Raw genomic sequence first — 19,651 nt, 5'->3', positions numbered from 1 at the left:
ACGGAGCACTGCGCTTCGCGGTCAAACGTCGCGCCGACCCCACTCCTGGACTGACAAAAGGCCGCTCAGCCGCCCGCGAATGGAGGCTGAGCAGCCTCATGAGTTCGAGTCAGTCGTCGCTCAGCGCGGTGTCGAAGTACTCCTCGGCTGCGAGGGTCCGCAGGAAGGAGCCAACGAGGCGGCGAGTGACCGCTCCGGCGGTCTCGTTGAGTTCCGCCCAGGTGGTCTCCGTGGCCTGTTCGTAGGTATCCCGGTCGTAGCGGTTCCGTTGCACGGAGGTCCCCCGGTAGTTCTGCGGGACGCTGGTGTAGGGGCTTCGGCCGCGGAGCCTGGTGAGGCCGAGAGCGAGGGCCCAGTTACCCATATAGCCAGCGTCTGCTGCGGCCTGGCGTACCAGCGCGAGGAAGCGGCGGGTGTTGCCTACCACGGCGGGATCGTAGAGGAAGTGGTCCTCGGTATCTCCGTCGAACCGCTCGGAGAGGCGGCTGGAGAAGAGCCGGAGACCTCCGTTCTCGAAGACCCGCAGCTCGATCGCGTTTTCGTCGTGGTAGGCACCCGGGTTCCGGGTGAAGATGCGGCCGTCGCCGAGGTTGCTGCTGGCCCGGGCTGCCCCTCCGCTGCGTCGGTAGCCGTTACCCGCGTCGATGAGCTTCGGATACACCTCAAGGCCATCCACGCGGGCGTTGACCTCGGGGGTGTAGACCTTTTCGATGAACCGGGCGAGTTGCATGTTCCACTTCGGTCCGCTGGTGAGGGCCAGGAGCATGTCCCGCGGGGCAGCGAGGGGCTGGGCGACGAGGAACAGGTGGGACTGCTTGCCGACGTCGTGCATCGGGTCGTCGTCGATCTCCTGCTTCAGCAGTGCAAGTGCATCCTGTTCAGTGTTCCGACGTCGTTCGTGAAGCCGGACGACCTCGGAGTCCGGGAGGGTCCGCTTGGTCTTGTCGCCGCGCCCAAAGTAGCGCCCGTCGACCATGTGGGGGGCCATCGGGCTGGCCGGGATGTGGATGACGAGGTATCCCTGGGCGGGATCGGCCTCCGACTTGATGGGGTCGGTGAGGATCACCAGAGGAGGGTCGGGAAGGGAGTGGGCGACCTGCTCGACCTTCTCAGGCAGCCCCTGCAGGGGCTGCGGGACGAGGCTGAAGGCGCCGTTCTGCTTGTCCTCGGCCAGCCCGACGATCATCGTGCCGCCGTCGATGGCGAAGGACGACAGGTCGCGCGCCAACTCCTTGTTGTCGCCCTTCGTGGCGAGCATCTCCTTGGCGTCGAAGTAGTGCTTCTCCTCGATGAGACCGCCGGTGATCGCGGCCTGGAGATCGGCCTCGGTCTTCGGGGTCCAGCGGGGGTTGCTCGGAGACAGGTAGATTGAGATCACGCGCGGATCCTCACCGTGCATTCAAAACAGGTGCAGCTATCTCGCAACACCCGCGCCGAGAGTAGGACCATCGTCACAGCACGCGCACGCGGATTTCCGTACTTCCTTCGCTCCAGCCTCACTGCGGGTCAGGGAGACGGTTCGTCCACTTCGTTGGATCAGGTGGCGAAAGATCCGCAGCTCGGCAGACTCGTTCTGGGACCGCGATGTCGCTCGCCCGTGTCGCGATCTGCCCGAAAGTTGGCATGCCGAGGTCCACGGCGGTCGACCTCCGTCGATCCTCGGTGTCCTGCTCACGCTTCGACCGGCTTGGGCGTGTGCACGAGGCGGGCACCGGGCGGCCGCCGCGACGTGCGCGAACCTGCGTGCCGACGGGCTGACAGACCATGAGATTCCGGTTGCACCTTTGTGGCCGCAGGCTGGCGGCTCTCGGTGCCGGCCTGCGCAGGCACGGTCAGCTCGCTGGCGGCGGCCTCTGCCATGGCTGTGACGTTGTTCAGCGGCCCCAGCATGTTGGCTTCCAGCGGCCCCAGACCGTGGGGTTTCTGTGTCTTTCAGACGTCTCGAAGTGGCCCCGGGGGACGGCCCGATGTGGGACCAGCCGGGTATCGAGTGTGGTGAGCCGCGGCTCTGGGCGACTTGATCAGCTCATTGCCCCGACGCCGAGGTGTCAGTGGGCACCGCCATGATGGCCTGATGGATGATCTCGCTGTGCTGCGGCAGGAGTTCTCGGAGAACGAGGACGCGTTCCTTTCGATCGTGATCCATGATCACAGATGGGACAAGGAGGCGTTCGCGCGTCTGGAGCGGGCCATGCGTGGTGTGTGTGCAGCGTTCGAGGAGAGTGATCAGCAGGACTTGCCGCGATGGTTGGTGGAAGGGTTCTGGCTGTGTGTTGACTGGCTTCCCGATCTCACGGCCCATCCGCGGTTTCCCCGGCCGGAGCCGTCGACGTATTACGAGGCCGCTCTCACGAGGCTGCAAGAACTTCAGTATTGGTTGGTGACGGGCACTTCTCCGTACTTGCCTGAGCACGTGTTCGCAGATCTGTAGATACGGAGGCTGTGCCGATCGTCCCCTGGTCAGTTCGCTTGGCCGCTCTTCCTGGCTTTGGAGCGAGCGAGGCGGTAGGACTCCGTGCCGGTCTCGATGAGGGTGGCGTTGAAGGTGAGGCGGTCCACGATCGCCGCGCAGAGCCGCGGGTCGGTGAAGGTCCGGCTCCAGCCCTTGAAAGCCTCGTTGGAGGCGATCGCGATGCTGCTCTTCTCCTCACGCTCCGTGAGAACCTGGAAGAGCATTTCCGCGCCGCGGCGGTCGAGTTCGAGGTAGCCGAGCTCGTCGATTTCGAGGAGGTCGACGCGCCCGTAGCGGGCGATGGTCTTGCCCAGTTGCTTGTCGTCTGCCGCATCGACCAGCTCGTTCACCAGGGCTGCCGCGGTGGTGTAGCGGACGCGGTAGCCGGCCATGGCGGCAGCGGTGCCCAGCGCGATCAGCAGGTGCGACTTGCCGGTGCCCGAGTCGCCGATCAGACACAAAGGGTAGCCTTTCGCGATCCATTCGCAGGTGGCGAGGTTGTGGATGACCGCCGGATCGACGTGGGGATTGACGCGGTAGTCGAATTCGCGCAGCGACTTCTCTCGCGGGAAGTGGGCCGCTCGAATGCGTCGTTCGGCTCGTCGGCGGTCGCGGTCCTCGCACTCAGCCATCAACAACTCGGCGAGGAACCCGGCATAGGACAGGCCCTCGCGTTCGGCCCGGGCGATCGTGTCGGCGGCTTGGGCGCGCATGGTGCGCAGCCGCAACAGTCGGCAGGCGGTGTCGATCGCCGCGTCCGATGCCTGTGCGGTCAGCGCGTGATGAGCGGTGGTCATGATGAGTCCTTCCGGCGAAGCTGCAACAGCTCGTCCCACTGCTCCAGGCGGGGCAGGGGACGCTGGTCGGCGGGCATAGCACGGGCGAGACGGCGCGGAGTCAGGGGCGTGACCTGGGCCGGGTCCAGATCCAACGGCTCCGGAGCGGCAGTGCCGGCCGTGACGGTCGGTGCCCGCCCGGCCGTCTGGGCCGCCTTGCGTGCCTCCAGCGCGATGACGTCCTCGTTGAAGGTGCCCGCCGCGACGGCCGCGCGGATCCCGGCCACCACGTCGGCGTGCTGCTGGTGGCGTGCAGCAACAGCACCTTGACCAGGGCTTTCGTTCCCTCGATGTCGCCGAGGGCCTTCTTGGCTGCGGCCCAGAAGGCTTCGTGGACGGCCGTGAAGGTGCCCTCGGCGCGGGCCTGGTGGAGGGCCTCGGAGCGTTCCAGCGCTCCTGGCTTGGTCAGCAAGGCTTCCAGGTAATGGTCCAGCACGAGGTGTTCGGCGCCACGACCGGCCAGCCGCCGGTGCCGGGCGATCTCCCGCCGGCCGTATAGACGGTCAGGTCGTCGCAGGTGAGCGTGACGGTGACTTTGCGGTCGATGAAGCGGACCGGGACCGAGTACCGGCACATCTTCACGGTGATCACGCCGTAGCGGTCGACGCGGGGCGTGAGGGTGATGCCGGTGGCGAACGGATCGTCCGGCAGCGGCAGCAGGTGACCGGCCTCGCGGGCGAAGTCCTGTGCGATCGTCCGCATCCTTGCCCCGATCCGCCGCTCGTCCTCCTTCGCCTCGGACTCGGCCAACCGGGCGTTGAGTTCTTCCAGGGTGTCCACCTGCGGCACCGGGGTGAGGTAGTTGCGGCGGAAGTAGCCGACCTGGCCTTCGACTCCGCCCTTCTCGTGGGCGCCGCGCAGGCCCGGCTCGCAGTAAAAAGGGGTGAAACCGTAGTACTCGTGGAAGTTGGTCCAGCGCGGGTTCTCCTCCCGGGAGCGGCTGCGGAAGACCACCTTCTTCACGGCCGGGGTGAGGTTGTCGTAACGGACCTGCCCGGCCGGCACGCCTCTAATATGCGGGTCTCGATGTCAACCCCGAGGGGACCATGCCGCGGTCTGGAGAGTCGATCGATCAGCAGGATTCGAAGCTTGGGGTGGCAGGGCGGATGTTGCCGTCTTCGTCCATGAACTCGAGTCGTTCCATAAACGCCACGATGAAGTCGGCGAACGGGCCGTCGAAGGTATCGCATCCCTCCTCGTGGGCCATGGTGACGATCTTCCAGCGGTCCGGATCCGGGTGGCAGGGCAAGAAGAAGTGCTCGTCGCTGCCGTAGTCGTAGCCCCAGGAGATCAGGCCGCCGGGCTCGGGGTGGAACGGGTGAGGGAAGTCGTCCGGTCGACGCTCGCGTCGTGCGGCGAATCTCTCGTGGATGCTGCGCATGCGTTCCAGCAGCGGACTGGACCTCCGAGGATGGAAGACCACGAGTTCGTCGGAAATCACCCCGGCGCCATAGGTGTCCAGGAAAGCCTTGTAGTCGCTGGGAAGCGGCGAGCCAATGTAGTTCTCAACCTCGGCCCAGTCTTCTGGCGAGGGCTGACGTGGTGCCGGTGTGCCGAGCAGCTGCTGCAACTCATCATGTCCTGCCATGCGCCTCACCTGCTTGATCGCCGTCATTGGACGTGGCAAACCTAGCTGGATCGACCGGGCGGTTGGACGGAGGGGTAGCTATCGGTGGCCGCCTGGAAGAAGGCATCAGCCAGCCTGTTCCTCAAGTCGGCTGAGGAGTCCGTCGATGATCTGCTCGCGAGCGACCTGTCCCTTGGCCGCCGCGTCGTCTCGCTGGCGTTCGAGGGTGGGCCGGAACTCGATCGTGGTGACGAAGAACGTGCAGGACTCGCAGATCGATTCGAAGTGGCAGTCCATCTCGACGGGCCGAGCACAGTAGCCGTTGCCGAGCATCCGGCGGTGCCGGGTGCGGGGAAATCTCGCCTGCCCGGTTCGGGAAGGGGCCGTCGGAAAAGGACCTCACCCAGAGGCACCTCGTCGGCGGCCTACTTCACTCTGTGGGAGCCCGGGGATGAGACGCTCCGGGCTACCCGGCCATTCCTGATAGACCCCCATGGTCATGTAGTCGTGGTAGCTGCCGCACTTACCGTCGCTGTACCCCCGGTCGCAACTGGTGACCGGCCGCAGGCCGGTGGGGTCGGACTTGGTGACAGGGGTGTTGTTGGCGTAGGCGTAGCCGTTCAGGAACTCGTGGTCGTCCGGGGCCAGGACCGGGTCGGTCGACAGGAAGCGGCCGGCGGTCGGGTCGTACTCGCGGGCACCCACGTGGGTCAGGCCCGTGTCAACGTCGGCAGACTTGCCGAGGAAATCCTTGTCGTCTGGCCAGGCCGATGGTGCCGTGCCGCCGGTCTCGCCGAACGGCTTGGTGTACCGATGGGTGACCTCTTGGGTGACCGCGTCCACCGTCATTGCCGCCCACAGGCTCATGACGCCACCGCTTCGGTGCCCGTGGCCGCCGCCCGTGCGATGTGCTGGGAACCGAGCAGTTTGAGCTTGCGGCGCACCCGCTCCCCGAAGACCGTTGGCAGCCGGCCGGTGTCCAGGCTGGACAGAGCTCCAGGGCACGCCGCGTTGTCGAACTCGGCACTACAGATGGCTCGACAGCCGTGCGCTCGATGCCCTCCTGAGACAGGTAGGTAGGCATCGGGCGCACGGAATGCTACGAAGTGCCATTAGGGCTAATCTGCGTAATGCCTGCGTAATGCGCACCTTGGAAATCCGCAAGACCCTCACTCCACATGAATGAATTCTGGTACGCCTTCGGTCGACGTTGGATCGTCAAGGGCATACGTCGGGATTCCTTCTGGAGCGCGCACACGCGACACTGTAATACCGTGCAGGCACCCCGCGCACCAGAACAAGATATAGCCGATCCGACTCTCATTGTCGACGATGTAGCGAATCTTCAACTCAGAGCGACCGCAATTCGGACATGAGATGTGGTTGGTCTCGCCGGACTCGCGAGCAGCGGCTAGCGCCTTTAGCCAAGCCAGTCGATCACTCATTGCTTCAGCTTTCCGTTGAAGTAGTTCACGAATTGTTCCTCGATGCCGTAGGCCGCATTCTCATAGGCCCTCCTTGCTGTTTCATCTGCGGGGGGGCCGTAAAGATCGATCTGCATGACATGCGTGCGTTCATGGCCTATCGTCGCGGCAAGAGTCTCCTCTGACGTGAACGCATCCGGATACAGGGTGATGGTCCTGTTCGGAGAAGTGTGGCCGTAGAAGCTCTTGCCGATCAGTTCGGAGTCTCGGTTGATTTTGATCTTGACGCCGTCGAGCCCAACACCGGCGGCCTCCGCTATGAACTTGACCACACGCTTCTGCATGGCGACCTGAAGCCCGGTGAAGGCTCCTGTATTTACGCCTCGGCGGGCGAGACCAATCTCAGAACTCTCTTCGGGAGTCTTTCCGCCGATGGCCAGCCACGGGGCCAGTGAACCGTTTTCCCACGCCGCCGCGTAGAGACTGGAGTCAGTATCCGCTCCAGCACCGCTCGCCCATCCGTCGTAGGTCTCCTTCGTGTCGTCAGTGGCACTGCAGGAACCTGAATCGAACCAGCAGAAGGGGTTAGCGAAGTCACTCACCTCGTCAAGGCCGTAGGCTATACCGCCCAGATGGCCCAGGACGTTGGTGGTGAGGTTGCTGCCCTTCTTCGCTGGGACCGGATCTGGCCCGCTCTTGAACACCACCGTCGCTGACGCGTGTCCCCCGTCAGTGCGGACGGTGACAGTCATGGTGCCGCTTCCATAACTCTGCGTGTAGGTCTTGGTCGAGTGGTAGACCCAGGTCCCGTTTGCCCCCATGGTCATGTGGTCGCGGTAGCTGCCGCCCTTGCCATCGCTGCACCCCTGCTCGCAAGCGGTGACCGGCCGTAGGCCGGTGGGGTCGGACTTGGTGACGGGGGTGTTGTTGGCGTAGGCGTAGCCGTTGAGGGACTCGTGGTCCTCGGGGGCGAGGACGGGGTCGGCGGAGAGGAAGCGGCCTGTGGTTGGGTCGTACTCGCGGGCGCCGATGTGGGTGAGTCCGGTGTCGGCGTCGGCGGGTTTGCCGAGGAAGCCCTTGTCGTCGGGCCAGGTTGACGGTGTTGTCCCGCGTGCCTCGCCGAAGGGCTTGGTGTAGCGGTGGGTGATGGCCTGGGTGGTGGCGTTGACCGTCATCGAGGCGGTGCCGTGGTGGTCGTCGACCATCCAGAACAGACTGGTCTCGGTGCGCACCGCGGTGGCGTCGCCAGCCGGGTAGTAGCGCTGGGCGGTGAACTTCTTGGCGGCCGTGTCGTAGTGGAGTTCCTGGCCGGCCAGGTAGAGGACGGTCTGGGCGGGGCCGCGGCGGATGAGGAGTTCGCCGTTTGCGTCGTACAGGTAGCCGGTGGTCTTGGTGCCTTCGGTGAGCTGGGTCAGCTCTCCTTCAATGTCCCAGTCAAGGCTCTGCGCTGTGCCTGTCGGGCTGTACCGCTTGGTGGTGTTGCCCTGCTCGTCGTACTCGTACGACTTGGCCGCGGCGGTGCCGACCGTGACCGAGGTCATCGTGTGGGGCTGGCCGGCGCCGGAGGCGTTTACGGTGGGGTAGCCGTAGGACGTGGTGGTGTTACCGCCGGTCTTGTGCTCGATCTGCGTGTCGCGCAGGCCGCCGGGCTTGTAGGTCCAGCTGGTCCAGTACGGGGCGGGGCCGCCGAGCGCGGATGCCGAGCGGGCGGTGGCGCAGTCGTTGGAGGTCGGGGTCCATGCTTCGGTGAGGCGGCGGTAGCCGTCGTAGGCGAAGCACTGGGTGTCCTTGCCGTTCGCCTGGTCCGTGACCGACTTGACGTTGCCGGTGGCGTCGTAGACGTAGTCGACGTCGCTGGTGTATCCGGTGTTGGTCTGGTCGACGGTATGAGTGTTGGACAGGCGGCGGGTGCCGTCTTCGTACTGGTTGAGGATCTGGAGTTGCTTGGCGCCGGTGGAGGTGCCGAGGCGGGTCTCCTGGATCTCGCCGTACGGGGAGTAGCCGATGTTTTGGACGTAGTCGGTCATGCCGTCGGTGCCGGTGAGCATGCCGAGGCTGTTGTAGCTGTTGGTGACGGTCTCTGCGGGAAGGCCAGCCACTGCGGGCATCGAGGTGGACTGGATCGTGCCGTCGATGTTGTAGGTGGTGGAGGTGGTGAAGGTCGGCGATGCGCCGGCGGCGGTGAGGGCAGTGGCCAGGGGGTCGCTGGCGGCAATGACGGTCTTGGTGCCCTTGGGGCGGCCGAGTGCGTCATAGCCGGTGACGACCTGGGAGTAGATCTTGCCGGTTGTGCCGCCGACGTAGCGGATCGCGGCGGTCGGCTGTCCCTTGGCCAGGGTGTCGTAGGTGAACTTCGTCAGCTGGTGGGTGGTGTCCTTCGTCCCGTCCCAGGTGCCGATCTTGCGTCCGAGCTCGTCGTAGTCGGTGATCAGGGTCCGGGAGAGGCCCTTGAGGGTGGAGGTGACCGTGATTGGCTGGTCGGCGTCGTTGTAGGCGGTGTCGACCTGGCCCTTGTCCGGGTCGGTCGAGGTGGTCTTGCGGCCGCGCAGGTCGTAGCCGTACGTCCACACTGTCCCGTCCGGGCCCGTCAGCTTCTTGACCTGACCGCCGGCGGTGTATTCATACAAGGTGCGCGTGTAGTCGCTGCCCGTGGGGGCGGGGCCCCCGTACTCGCGGCGCTCGGTGACCCGGCCGCGGGCGTCGGTGATTGTCAGGGTGCCGGTGCCGCCTGTGGCGGCGGTGACGGCGGTGCGGTCGCCCTGGTCGTCGGTCTTGGTGCGCCACTTCTCCTGGTCGTAGACCCGGAAGATCGATTCGGTGGCGCGTCCGGCCGCGTCGTAGACCGTCTCGGTGGAGGCGGGGACGGAGCCGGGGAAGGTGTTGGCCAGGGTGCCCGACGGTGCGTTGTTGTCGTGGACCTGAGCGTTGGACATGTAGGCCAGGCCGCGGTCGTCGTACAAGGTCTCGGAGATCACCCGGCCGCCGTCCGGTGCGGGGACCTGCTTCTGGCGGGACCGCAGCAGGCCGTCGAAGATCTCGTACGAGCTGTTGTAGGTCTTGCCGTCGGCCTTGAGGGCGTCGGTGCGGACCCAGGTCTCCTTGTCGTTGTTGATGCTGTACGCGTAGGCGATGCTCTCTGCGTCACCCAGCGCGCGCGAACGGTCCGGCTTCCAGACTGATTTCAGACGGCCGAGCGCGTCGAAGGCCCATTCTGTGACGTTGCCGTTGGGGTCGGTGGTCTTGGTGGCGGCGCCCCAGGCCGGGTCCACCACGCTGGTGGAGGCAAAGAGCTTGGGGTCCGTTGTGGTCTTGGACGTCAGCGGGCCGTAGCCGGTGTCGTCGGGGACGTAGGTGGTCCTGACCGTCTGGTTGAGGGCGTTGGTCGCGGTGACCGGGCGGCCCAGCTTGTCGTAGGTGGAGGCGGAGACTTGCTGGTAGACAGGCTTCTTGTCCAGTGCGCCGTAGCTGGAGACCCGGTAAGTGGCCGTCATTTCGCCCAGAGTGGGCGCGATTCCGACCGCCTGGCCGTCGTAGCCGGTGGTGACGTCGGAGATGACGTCGTCGGGGATGACCGGGACAGCCGAACACGTAGTGCTGTAGGTCTCGGCTCGCGAGACCTTATTCACCAGCCACGCGGTGGTGTTGCGGGCGTAGCTGGTCTTCACGCAGGTCTCGTCGCCGGTCTTGGCGGTGTCGCCGCTGTCCTCGACGGTCATCGGCATGCCGTACGTGGGGTCGTACGTGGTCTTCTGAGTGGTCGTGCGGGTGCCGGTGGAGGTTTTGGTGCGGGTGGTGGTCTGGCCTGCCTGGACGATCCAGGAGTCGGTGGTGCCCCAGGTGTAGGTGTGGGTGCCGGTCTTGTGGGACCAGGGGGTGTTGATGGTGCCGCTGAGTTCGTCGGTGCCGTTGTAGACGATGGTCTCGCGGACGAAGCCGGACAGCTGGCGGGAGTCGTCGATCGCGGTGCCGGTGGAGTCGGTGACCTTCTCCACGCGGGCGGTGCCGTCGAGTTCCTTCTCGCCGTTCAGGCCGCGCATGTACAGGGTTGACTTCTTGGAGCGCGGGCCCTCGGAGTCGCCGGAGGTCTCGACGACCTTGCCGTAGCCGCGCCACTGCGACCAGGTGCGGTTGGCGGCCTTGGTGATGCCCTCGTCGTCGGCGTAGCCCCAGCCGGCGCCGCCCTGGTAGTCGTAGTACTTCTCGCCGGTGTCGCCGTGGCCGTAGGGGTCGTCCTGGAAGACGGAGGTCACGACGTACTTGTGGAACCAGTCGATGACGGGGGTCGCGCCGGACTGGGACCACTTGACCGGGTAGCAGCGGCGGGTGTTCTTGTCGATGTCCGCCGGCATGCTGCTGCCCCAGATGCAGTCCGGGTCGGAGTAGTTGACGGTGATGGTCGAGCCGGTCTCGGATTTGATGGTGCGCACGCGCCACTTGATGTAGCGCAGGGTGTCCGGGCCGCTGCCCTCGACGTGGTTGGACAGCTGCATACCGCCGAAGACGACCGGCGGCATGGCGGCCGTGGTGGCGTTGGCCTTGCCGGTGTTCTGGATGGACTTCAGCCACAGGCTCGGCGAGGAGGCGTCACCGGTGTTGGGGAAGTCCTGGTCCAGGTGCCAGGCGTCGACGTCCCGCTGGGTGGTGCCGGTGCCCGCCCACACCGAGGTGGTGATGTCGGTGAGGCGCTTGCGGGTGAAGAAGGCCGGGCCGATCTGGGTGGTGCACTTGGTGCTCGCGGCGCAGATCATGTCGAAGGGCACATCGGGCCAGTTGGCCTTGGTGTCCTTGGTCAGGCTGGTGCACGAGGTGAGGCAGCGTTCGGCGTAGGTGAAGCGGACCTGCTGGGCGGCGGGCTTGCTGTAGAGAAGGTCGCTGCGCTGGCCGTAGTCGATGCGGTCGAGGTAGCCGCCGCGGGTGTAGGCGGTGCCGTTGACCGCGGTGTCGGCGTTCTTGGAGTAGTAGTTCGTCTCCTTGGTGTACCAGTACGAGGACGCGTTGCCGTGGGGGTCCACGACGTAGTCCAGGTTCCACCGCCAGGCCTGATTGCAGGAGGAGTCGGCGAAACCGGTGGACTTGTAGCAGGGCTCACCCGGGTTGTTGCCGAACACCGGGACCGTCCACACGGAGTTGGTGACGGGGTCGTCGTCGGCGGTGTCGGTGGTGCCCTTGTCGCTCCAGCCGGGCAGGCGGTGCTTGCCGAAGAAGTACTGGATGCCGGAGGCGTCCGTGACCTTCCAGTACTCGGTGTTGTCGTCGCCGTTGCCGGTGGCCCCGGTCAGGTGCTCGACCTTGGAGCCGTCCTCGTTCTTCACCTTCCAGCCGCCGCCGGACGCCTGGGAGAGGGCAGCGGTGTCACAGGCCGCCTTGTCGGCGCAGGTGTTGACGAGTTCGACGGCCTTGCCGTTGAGGACGAGGGTGGCGTTGGCGTACTTCCAGCACTGGTCGCCCTTGCCGGTCTCCCCATCGTCCTTGCACGAGGCGTATTTGCGTTCGATGTAGGACTCGGTGAGGGAGAAGCCCTCACCGATCACCGAGGTCTGGTTGTTCTCACCGGCCGTACGGCCGTCCACCGAGCCGGAGTTGTAGGAGATGGACAGGTTCGGGGCCGGGCCGGCCGTGGCCGGGGGGACCCGCAGCGGGTAGTTCCAGGTGAAGTCCCCCGTGCTGCCGCCGGCTTCCCAGGTCGCGCTCGGGGACAGGGAGGTGGCGCCGTAGTCGCCGCCTCCACCCGAGCTGTCGGCCGCTGCCGCGAGCAGCATCGGGGTGCCGGCCTTCAACGCAGTGGCGGAGACGGTGCCGGTCAGGGTCTGTGCCTGCGCGTCGTTGTCCGCGCCGGTTATCGGCTTCTGGGTACGGCAGGACTTCTTCTCCGGGGTGGTCAGCGCACACGCCGGGAGGGTCACCAGGCGCAGCCGGGGGCCGAAGTTGCCGCCATAGACATCGGAGAAGGAGGAGTAGTCCAGGGACACACGGACGTTGTCGCTGTCTCCGGACTGCTTTTTGGATGCGGCGCCCGCCGGGTCGAGGGTGAGCACAACGCCGTTGACGCCGGCCTTCTTCGCCGCTGACCGGGGGTGTACGCGGAGCGCTACCTTCTCGGCCGGACCGGTAGCCTTCCCACCGGTTCTGGTCTTGCCCCTGGTCCTCGCAGCGGGCACCTGGGCCAGCTTTACGTCGAGTCCACCGACGGCGACCGATGTTCTGCCCGTAGCCGGGACGTCGGCGGTGGCTCTTCCCGTCTTCGGCCATGCGGCCTTCTGCAGCCGTTCACGCGTCTTGCGGGAGGCGGGGGCGGCCTTGTCCTTCGGCGCCTTGGACATGCCGGGTCTGAGCACGCCCACCTTGTCCGTCTTCGCGTTGGGCTGGTCCTCCAACGGCTTGCGGGCCGTCGAAGGCTGGGCCTGTGCAGCGAAGTCGTATCCCGAAGGGACGGCGACCTGTGGCAGGACGGCCAGGGAAAGGACCAGCGCGCCACGGCCGAGCCAGCGGCGTACGACAGCTCCTGGCAGGAGTGGACGCAAGGGTGATGAGGACAATGATTTCCCCGTTTCGTGGATAGAGGCAGAGTTGTTCGGCGGACGGCCGGTTCTCCGAGGACGCCGGGCTCGGCAGCGCGTCGGTGAGGAGTGCGCAGTGGTGTGAGCGGAACAGCGCATGGTGGGGGCAAGGACGGCCGCAGAGGCCCGCCCCTGCCCCTGGTTATTACCGCTGTTCGGTGTTGCGCCGGTTGGCGATCGTGTCGGTGGAGGTGGCGCCGGCCCAGACGCGGACGCTGTCGATCGATCCGGGGAAGTAGCGTGCGGCGGCGCCGTTGATCTTCGCCCGGCCGATCTCGAATGCCCCGGAGCCCTGCCAGGGGGTCGAGAACGGGATGCCGTCCTCGTCGCCCATCAGCGCGCTGTCGACGTAGAGCTTGAGTCCGCCGAGTTTGGAGGTGTCGTCGGGGTCGGCCGCGGCCTGGGCGTCGTGGACGACCGTCAGCATGACGGGGACGCCCAGCTGGGCCCTTTTGACTGCGGTGGACTCGCTCGTGGTCCAGGCAGCACCGGTGCCGTCCGTAGCAGGTCGGCCGAATGTCCACCGTCCGTCGGTGCTGCCGGCCGACTGCTCGTACCAGACACCCCAGGAGGACTGGCTGGTCCCCGACTGACCGAACACCTGCACCGCGTACGACTTGCTGGTGTCGGCGAGCTTCGCGGGGTCCAGTGTGACCCAGGCGGTCGCGGTGAACGAACCGGAGTCGTCGACGACCGGGCCGGTCGCGGTGGCGTACGCGCTGGTGCCGTTCAGGGTCATCGTCTGCGTGGTGGTGACCTCTTCGCCGATGTCCGGGTCGCCCGTGGTGATCTGAGTGAGCGCGGCCCCGTTGAGGGTGAGGTTACGGCCGAAGCCGCTGGTGTCCTTGACCGTGGTGCCGGTGGCGTTCGCCATGTCTGCGGCGTCCCATTTGGCGACGAGCGCGGGGACCGGGTCGCCGGCGGTGCCGTCGCTGAGGTCCTCATCCTCCAGCCAGGCCTCGTGGGCGACCTCGGTGTCCGCGAGCGCTCGGGACCAGACCTTGACCTCGTCGATGGTCCCAGAGAAGTACTCCTTGCCGGTCGCGGCGTGCCACAGCCGTCCGACCTGGAGGTTGCCGGACGCCTTCCACGGGCTGGCCGGGAACGGCACCGGCGTGGTCTGCGGGACGCCGTTGACGTAGAGCTGGATGGTGTTCGCCGCCGCGTCGTAGACGCCCGTCAGGTGCGTCCAGACATTGAGGACCGGCGGTTTGGTGCCGACCGAGCGGGTGATGGCGGGTTCCACGACATCGGTCTGGTGGCGGTTGAAGATCCAGGCGTTGTAGGCAGTCGAGTAGTACAGCTGGAACCCGGAGGCGTTCGTGCCGGCCTGCGACAGGACGGTGTAGTTGACGTCCTTCTTCGTCAGACGTGCCCAGGCCGAGACGGTGAAGGACTTGGTGGTGTCCAGCACCGCGCCGGAGCTGGCCAGGTAGGCGCTCGTGCCGTTGAACTTCGCCGCGCCCAAGCCGCTGCGAGCCAGGGTGTCCCACGTGGCACCCGAACCGGTCAGCGGGTGCTGGGTGGCTTCGGTGGTATCGGTGAGGGCGTTGTCCAGGTGCCAGATACCAGCGGCCTTTTCGGCCCCCTTCACCAGGAAGCTGTAGTAGCCGGTCAGGGAGCTGTGCTTCGCCGCGTCGTAGGCGAAGACCTGGAGGGTGTTCTCACCGGCCTGGTTCGGTGGGATCGACTGGGTGGTGGAGCCGCCCTTGGGGACGGGGATCGGGTCGGAGAGTTTGCCGCTGTTCAGCTTCCACTGGTAGCTGACGACGTCGGACTGGACCCCGGCCGCGACCGGGTCGCTGTCCCCGGGGGTGAAGGTGAACTTGCCGGGTGTGCCCACGCCGCCCGCGGCGGGGTCGGTCTCGGCCGGCTTGTAGTCGGTGCTCGTCACCACCGGGGGCGGCGGTGAGTCGGTGTCGACCCGGAAGTAGCACCAGGACGACGACCAGGACGAGTCCAGTACGCCGGTGTCTCCGCGGTCCGTCTTGTAGTACGCCTGCGTCTTGACCCGCATCCGGTAGTCCGTCTGCGGTGCAAGGGCGCTGGTGGTCGCGTCGCGTGTCGCGTTGTCGGCCACCCAGGCGGCGTCCGGCGAGTTCGCAGACCAGACGCGGCTGGAGCCGTCTGCCTTCCACACCTCGAACGCGGCGCGCAGCTGGGCGTTGGAGCCGTCGGCGGACTGCACTTGGGCCAGCATCTTCGGTTTGGTGGTGCTGGTGACGAAGGGCGACGTGGAGGGGTTGCAGACCTGCCCGGTGTTGCCCTGCTGGACGCCGTACGAGGTCGGCTTGCCCGGGTAGGACACGTAGGTCACCGACAGCTTGGCGTCGTTGCGGAAGCGTGCCCAGGAGGCTGCGTCGGACTCGTCGTGCGCGGTCAGCGAGAACGTGATCTGCGGATCCTTGTTCGCGGCGGCCGAGGCCAGGGTGGGGGTCAGGTTCTCGTTGGTCTCCTCGCCTACGTTGTCGCTGAAGCGCACCCAGTTCGCCGGCTGCGACGGGCTGCACAGAGAGCCTCGGCCGTAGGCCACGTTCCGGTCGCCCATCAGGTCGTCCGCTGCCGGGCGGCTCGACCAGGTGGTGCTGGAGGAGATGGTCTTGGTGACATGGCTCAGGTCGTACCAGTGCGGATCACAGGTGAACGTCCAGACCTGATAGACCTCCAGCGTCGCGTCCAGGACCTTCTTGCCGTGGATCGAGGACAGCGGGTACTCGAAGTACATGCGCTGGGTGTACGGGGTGTTCGAGCAGAGGTAACCGGCGTAGTTGGAGCAGCGCCCCACGCCCTTGTCCCCGTCGAACTTCCAGTACTTGGTGCCGTTGGAGGCCAGCGCCGTCCAGTCCCCCAGGACGACGCCCTTGGTCGGGGGGTCGATGTACAGCGGGAAGACCGTGTCCGCACCGTGCAGCAGTGTCGGATCGGGGGTGATCTCCAGGGTCGTACCGGTCACCTTGAGCGGCAACTCTGCCGCCGCGTCACCGCTCCCGGGACCCTCCGAAGGGGCCGGCTCGCCCTTGGCCTCGGGCATCGGGCCCGTCTCCTCGGCCCCGGAGGTCTCGGAAGTCGTCCGCATCAGCTGGGTGCCAACACCGGACGGGCCGGCCGGGCTGTCTCCCGCAGAGTCCCACATCCGCCCCGCCGGGCTCTCAAAGACCGGTGTGCCCTCGGCATCATGGGCGACGAAGCCGCCGTCGGCGGTGGGTGCGATGTCCAGTCCGTCACCGGAGACCGTCATCCTGATCGTCGCCAGTGCCGGGTTCTTAGCCGCCTCCGCGGTCTTAACCACGAGCACCGAGGTGTAGCCGGTGCTCAGCGCGGTCAGCTGCAGATCGACGTCGGGGAGCACTCCAGGATAGGTAGCCGTGGCGCCGTCGAGTCGGGGCTCGGGAAGCGCGGTGGGCCAGCCGAGCTTCAGCTCGCGCCCGCCGTCCTTCAGCGTGATCAGCTTGTCGCTGCTGCCGCCGCCCGAGAAGATGAGGTCGGTGGTCGTGTTCTTCGCCCGCACCGAGCCGTCGGCGTCGCGGGTGAGGGTGGTGTCGATGGGGGCCCAGGCGCCGTCATCCTCGCGGGCACGGACCGGAGCGGCGTTCATCTCCTGAGTGAAAGTGCCGTCGGGATTGGCGAACACCTGGGACGACTCGGTGGTCGCCGCGTCAACGGCCACGCGCTCGCCGGTCTTCGCCGCGAGAGCGCTCGCCCTCGACTCCGCAGTGGGGTCGGCGGCTGCCGCAGTCGCCCCGTCATCGGCGAGCGCCCGCGTCGCGCCCGCGACCCCGGCCGCTGGGACCATACCCCCCAGGAGCGCGACAATTACCGCCCCGCTTCGCATCACCTGGCGCCAGCCATGCCGCCGTTGTCGCGTGAACACGACCCCACCCCGTCCTTAATTTTTTCTTACCAAGAGCTGTGAGGATCATGTGTGGATCTTGAGCGATGGTCAACGGTGTCGTCCATCACGTTGATCTTCTTTCGTCATGGCGGTAGAGAGCATCGCCCAGACTCTTTGACCTGATGAGGCGTCAGCTTCGCGTGGCCGGGGGTGTGTCAATTTAACGGCCCTGTCTCACATTCGGTGGTGACGGAGCGTGCTGTTATCCGAGGAGGATGCGGTGCCGGAGCAGGGTGAAGCCTGCTCGTCCGTGCATCTGGCGCGCGATCCGTTTGGTCTTGGTGTTGACGCCCTCGGTGGGGCCGTTGCTGTACGGAAATTGACACACCCGCAGTCCTGGATTGGAATCTAGTGATCAAGCTAAATGCCCAGTTCGGATGGGCTTTGTTGCTCCCTGTGGGGGCTCCTTTCTCACATTCCTGCTACCATTTGCCGGCTCTATGGCGGGAGCATCGAGGTAGTGGTGAAGTACCGGCTGACTGCTCCCGCGCCGCTGTTCCGCGTCGGGCACTGGGCGTACTCGTGTGAGGCTGTCAAAGGTCTTGGTGGAGGCCGGCGCGTGTCCCGGCTGGTGCATTGACGGGTCTCATCGGTTTCCTACTCGGGGCTTCGGCGATCAGCGTCGCTGTCGCGTCCGGCCGGTGGCGGCAGAGCGTCTTCTCGGGGACACCACCTGAACCTGGAGAAGCCGACGACGATACTTCGACCGACGAGGTGACCTACCGCGCGAATCTGCAGACGCTGGTGGCGGGCGTACGGGCGAAGGGCGGGCGCCCGGTGCTGGTCACACCCATCGTGCGCCGCTGGTTCAACGCCGACGGCACGCTGAACAATGACATCGCCCTTCTGGTCAACGGGCTCGGCGTCAATCATCCTGAGGTGATCCGCTCGGTCGCCGCCGCCGAGGACGTTCCGCTGATCGACCTCACGGCGAAGACCAAGGCGCTGGTGGAGTCCCTCGGGGTGGAGGGCTCCAAGGCGCTGTACCTGTACAACGAGAAGAAGGACAACACGCACACCTCCGCGTACGGAGCCACCGTCTACGCGGGCCTGGTGCGTGACGAACTGCTCGCCCAGCACCTGGTGCCCCGGGACACCGTGCGGGCGGGATGAACGCCTGGGGCGTCCCGACCGGAACCGGGGCGCCCCAGGTTCACGTGGTACGAGCTCCGCTACGAGGTCCGGTACGAGTTCTGGTACGAGCGAGAAAGAGCCCCGATGCAGCTGCCTCCCGAGGACCGCGGCCTCAGCCCGCGCACCGGCTACACCCGCGCCCACTGGGAGGCCGCGGCCGACGCGCTGCTCGCCGCCGTCGAGCCGTACGCCACCCCGGACCGCGCCCTCTACCACCTCCCCGGCGACCACCAGAGCTGGTCGGGTAGCCTCTCCGACGGCCTGGAGGGCTACGCCCGCACCCTGCTCCTCGCCGCCTTCCGCCGCGACGAGACCGCGCTCCAGCGGTACGCGGACGGACTCGCGGCCGGTGTGTCGGGCGTCTGGCCGCGCATCGAGGACCGCAGCCAGCCGCTGGTCGAGGCCGCCTCGATCGCCCTCGCCCTGCGCCTGACCCGCCCCCTGCTCTGGGACCGGCTCGACGACGGCGCCCGACAGCGCGCGGCGGCCTGGCTCACCGACGCGCTGACCGCCGAACCCTGGCCCTGCAACTGGGAGTTGTTCCCGGTGACCGTCGGCGGCTTCCTGGCCGAGGTCGGCCACGAGCCGGAGGCCGCGCACCGGGCGGTCGACCGCGGCCTGGCCCGCATCGAGGACTGGTACACCGGCGACGGCTGGTACACGGACGGCGACGGCCGCAAGTACGACTACTACAACGGCTGGGCGATGCACCTCTACCCGGTACTGCACGCCTGGCTCGCCGACGACGACAAGCTGCTCGACCTGTACGGCGGCCGCCTGGAACGCCATCTCGCCGACTACGCCCGCCTGTTCGGCGGCGACGGCGCCCCCATGCACCAGGGCCGCTCCCTCACGTACCGCTTCGCGACCACGGCCCCGCTGTGGCTGGGCGCGCTCACCGGCCGCACGCCCCTGTCCCCCGGGGAGACCCGGCGTCTGGCCTCCGGAGCGCTCAAGTACTTCCTGGACCGGGGCGCGGTGGACGCCCACGGACTCCTGACCCTCGGCTGGCACGGCCCCGACACCACCGTCCTGCAAGGCTATTCGGGCCCGGCCTCCCCGTACTGGGCGAGCAAGGGCTTCCTCGGCCTGCTGCTGCCGCCGGAGCACGAGGTGTGGACGGCGCCGGAGGAACCGGGCCCGGCGGAGCGCACCGACGCGGTCACCCCGATCACGCCCGCCAACTGGCTGCTCCAGTCGACGCGTTCGGACGGCGTCGTCCGCCTCCACAACCACGGCAGCGAGGACGTCCGCTACGACCCGTACTACACCCGGCTCGGCTACTCGACCGTGACCGCGCCCTCGGCGTCGTACGACAACAGCGTGATCGTCGGCGACGACCCGAGCCGCACGCGGATCGAGCCGCTGGGCGTGGGGGAGGGCTGGGCGGCGTCGCGGCATGCGTCCGGTTCGGGCGCCCGGGTGACGAGCGCGGTGCTCGTGCACGGGGCGGTGGAGGTACGGGCCTTCCTGGTGGCCGGGGCCGAGGCGGGGACGCCGGTCCGGGTGACCGGGTGGTCGGCCCCCGAGGGGCTGCGGGCCGAACTGCTGCCCGCTGTCGGCCTCGACGGCGCGCTGACCGGGGTCACGGGGGAGGGCCCGACCCTGTTCGTCGCCCTGAGCCGGCTCACCGGGGCGGTGGATGCCGAGCCCTTGGGGGAGACGGTGACGGTACGCGCCGACGGGGATCGGGAGTTGACTGTTCTGTGGGGCGGGGGTGTCGGGCTGCGGGTTCGGTGGCAGGGCGACGGAGCGGATGTGGAGCACATCGGGCGGGGCTGAGCCGTGT

The 19,651-nt window shown here is 67.1% G+C and carries 10 protein-coding genes and 3 pseudogenes; 3 read left to right on the top strand and 10 right to left on the bottom strand.

Going from position 1 to position 19,651, the window contains the following annotated elements:
- Nucleotides 1-109 precede the first annotated feature (109 nt).
- Nucleotides 110-1,378: a helix-turn-helix domain-containing protein gene (locus ACIQVL_RS10430; protein WP_403475028.1), complete on the bottom strand. Its 1,269-nt coding sequence runs from the start codon at nucleotides 1,376-1,378 to the stop codon at nucleotides 110-112.
- A gap of 696 nt (nucleotides 1,379-2,074) precedes the next feature.
- On the opposite strand from ACIQVL_RS10430, the gene ACIQVL_RS10425 reads away from it, so the two are divergent.
- Nucleotides 2,075-2,431 carry a hypothetical protein gene (locus tag ACIQVL_RS10425; protein WP_403475027.1) on the top strand — a complete coding sequence of 119 codons (357 nt, stop codon included), beginning with the start codon at nucleotides 2,075-2,077 and terminating at the stop codon, nucleotides 2,429-2,431.
- A 29-nt stretch (nucleotides 2,432-2,460) separates the two neighbouring features.
- On the opposite strand, the gene istB is transcribed toward ACIQVL_RS10425, so the two are convergent.
- From istB to ACIQVL_RS10380, 9 genes and pseudogenes are all read right to left on the bottom strand, one after another.
- Nucleotides 2,461-3,249, bottom strand: coding sequence for an IS21-like element helper ATPase IstB (gene istB, locus ACIQVL_RS10420; RefSeq protein WP_403475026.1), 789 nt, complete (start codon nucleotides 3,247-3,249; stop codon nucleotides 2,461-2,463).
- A complete protein-coding gene (locus tag ACIQVL_RS10415; RefSeq protein ID WP_403475025.1) occupies nucleotides 3,246-3,518 on the bottom strand; it encodes a hypothetical protein in 273 nt (90 codons plus the stop codon). The genes istB and ACIQVL_RS10415 overlap by 4 nt, the downstream gene beginning before the upstream one ends.
- Before the next feature lie 175 nt (nucleotides 3,519-3,693).
- Nucleotides 3,694-4,293, bottom strand: a complete 600-nt coding sequence (locus tag ACIQVL_RS10410; RefSeq protein WP_403475024.1) for a Mu transposase domain-containing protein — start codon at nucleotides 4,291-4,293, stop codon at nucleotides 3,694-3,696.
- Between the two features lie 67 nt (nucleotides 4,294-4,360).
- The gene (locus tag ACIQVL_RS10405; protein ID WP_403475023.1) at nucleotides 4,361-4,903 is read right to left on the bottom strand and encodes an SMI1/KNR4 family protein; all 543 of its coding nucleotides are present in this window, start codon (nucleotides 4,901-4,903) and stop codon (nucleotides 4,361-4,363) included.
- Nucleotides 4,904-4,981: 78 nt separating this feature from the next.
- The gene (locus ACIQVL_RS10400; RefSeq protein WP_403475022.1) at nucleotides 4,982-5,152 is read right to left on the bottom strand and encodes a hypothetical protein; all 171 of its coding nucleotides are present in this window, start codon (nucleotides 5,150-5,152) and stop codon (nucleotides 4,982-4,984) included.
- A gap of 177 nt (nucleotides 5,153-5,329) precedes the next feature.
- Nucleotides 5,330-5,710: pseudogene (locus ACIQVL_RS10395) on the bottom strand (RHS repeat-associated core domain-containing protein); the annotation flags it as partial.
- A gap of 586 nt (nucleotides 5,711-6,296) precedes the next feature.
- A complete protein-coding gene (locus ACIQVL_RS10390; RefSeq protein WP_403475221.1) occupies nucleotides 6,297-11,876 on the bottom strand; it encodes an RHS repeat-associated core domain-containing protein in 5,580 nt (1,859 codons plus the stop codon).
- A 1,105-nt stretch (nucleotides 11,877-12,981) separates the two neighbouring features.
- A complete protein-coding gene (locus tag ACIQVL_RS10385) occupies nucleotides 12,982-16,629 on the bottom strand; it encodes a LamG-like jellyroll fold domain-containing protein (protein ID WP_403475021.1) in 3,648 nt (1,215 codons plus the stop codon).
- Between the two features lie 301 nt (nucleotides 16,630-16,930).
- Nucleotides 16,931-17,047: pseudogene (locus tag ACIQVL_RS10380) on the bottom strand (hypothetical protein); the annotation flags it as partial.
- A gap of 368 nt (nucleotides 17,048-17,415) precedes the next feature.
- Between ACIQVL_RS10380 and ACIQVL_RS10375 the strand changes: the two are divergent.
- A pseudogene (locus ACIQVL_RS10375) lies at nucleotides 17,416-17,841 on the top strand (carbohydrate esterase); the annotation flags it as partial.
- A gap of 105 nt (nucleotides 17,842-17,946) precedes the next feature.
- A complete protein-coding gene (locus ACIQVL_RS10370) occupies nucleotides 17,947-19,644 on the top strand; it encodes a DUF2264 domain-containing protein (RefSeq protein ID WP_403475020.1) in 1,698 nt (565 codons plus the stop codon).
- Nucleotides 19,645-19,651 lie beyond the last annotated feature (7 nt).

This window comes from Streptomyces sp. NPDC090499, from assembly GCF_044769305.1.
GTDB lineage: Bacteria > Actinomycetota > Actinomycetes > Streptomycetales > Streptomycetaceae > Streptomyces.
Note: the sequence above shows the minus strand (reverse complement) of the source record. Positions and strands in the feature narration are given on the sequence as shown.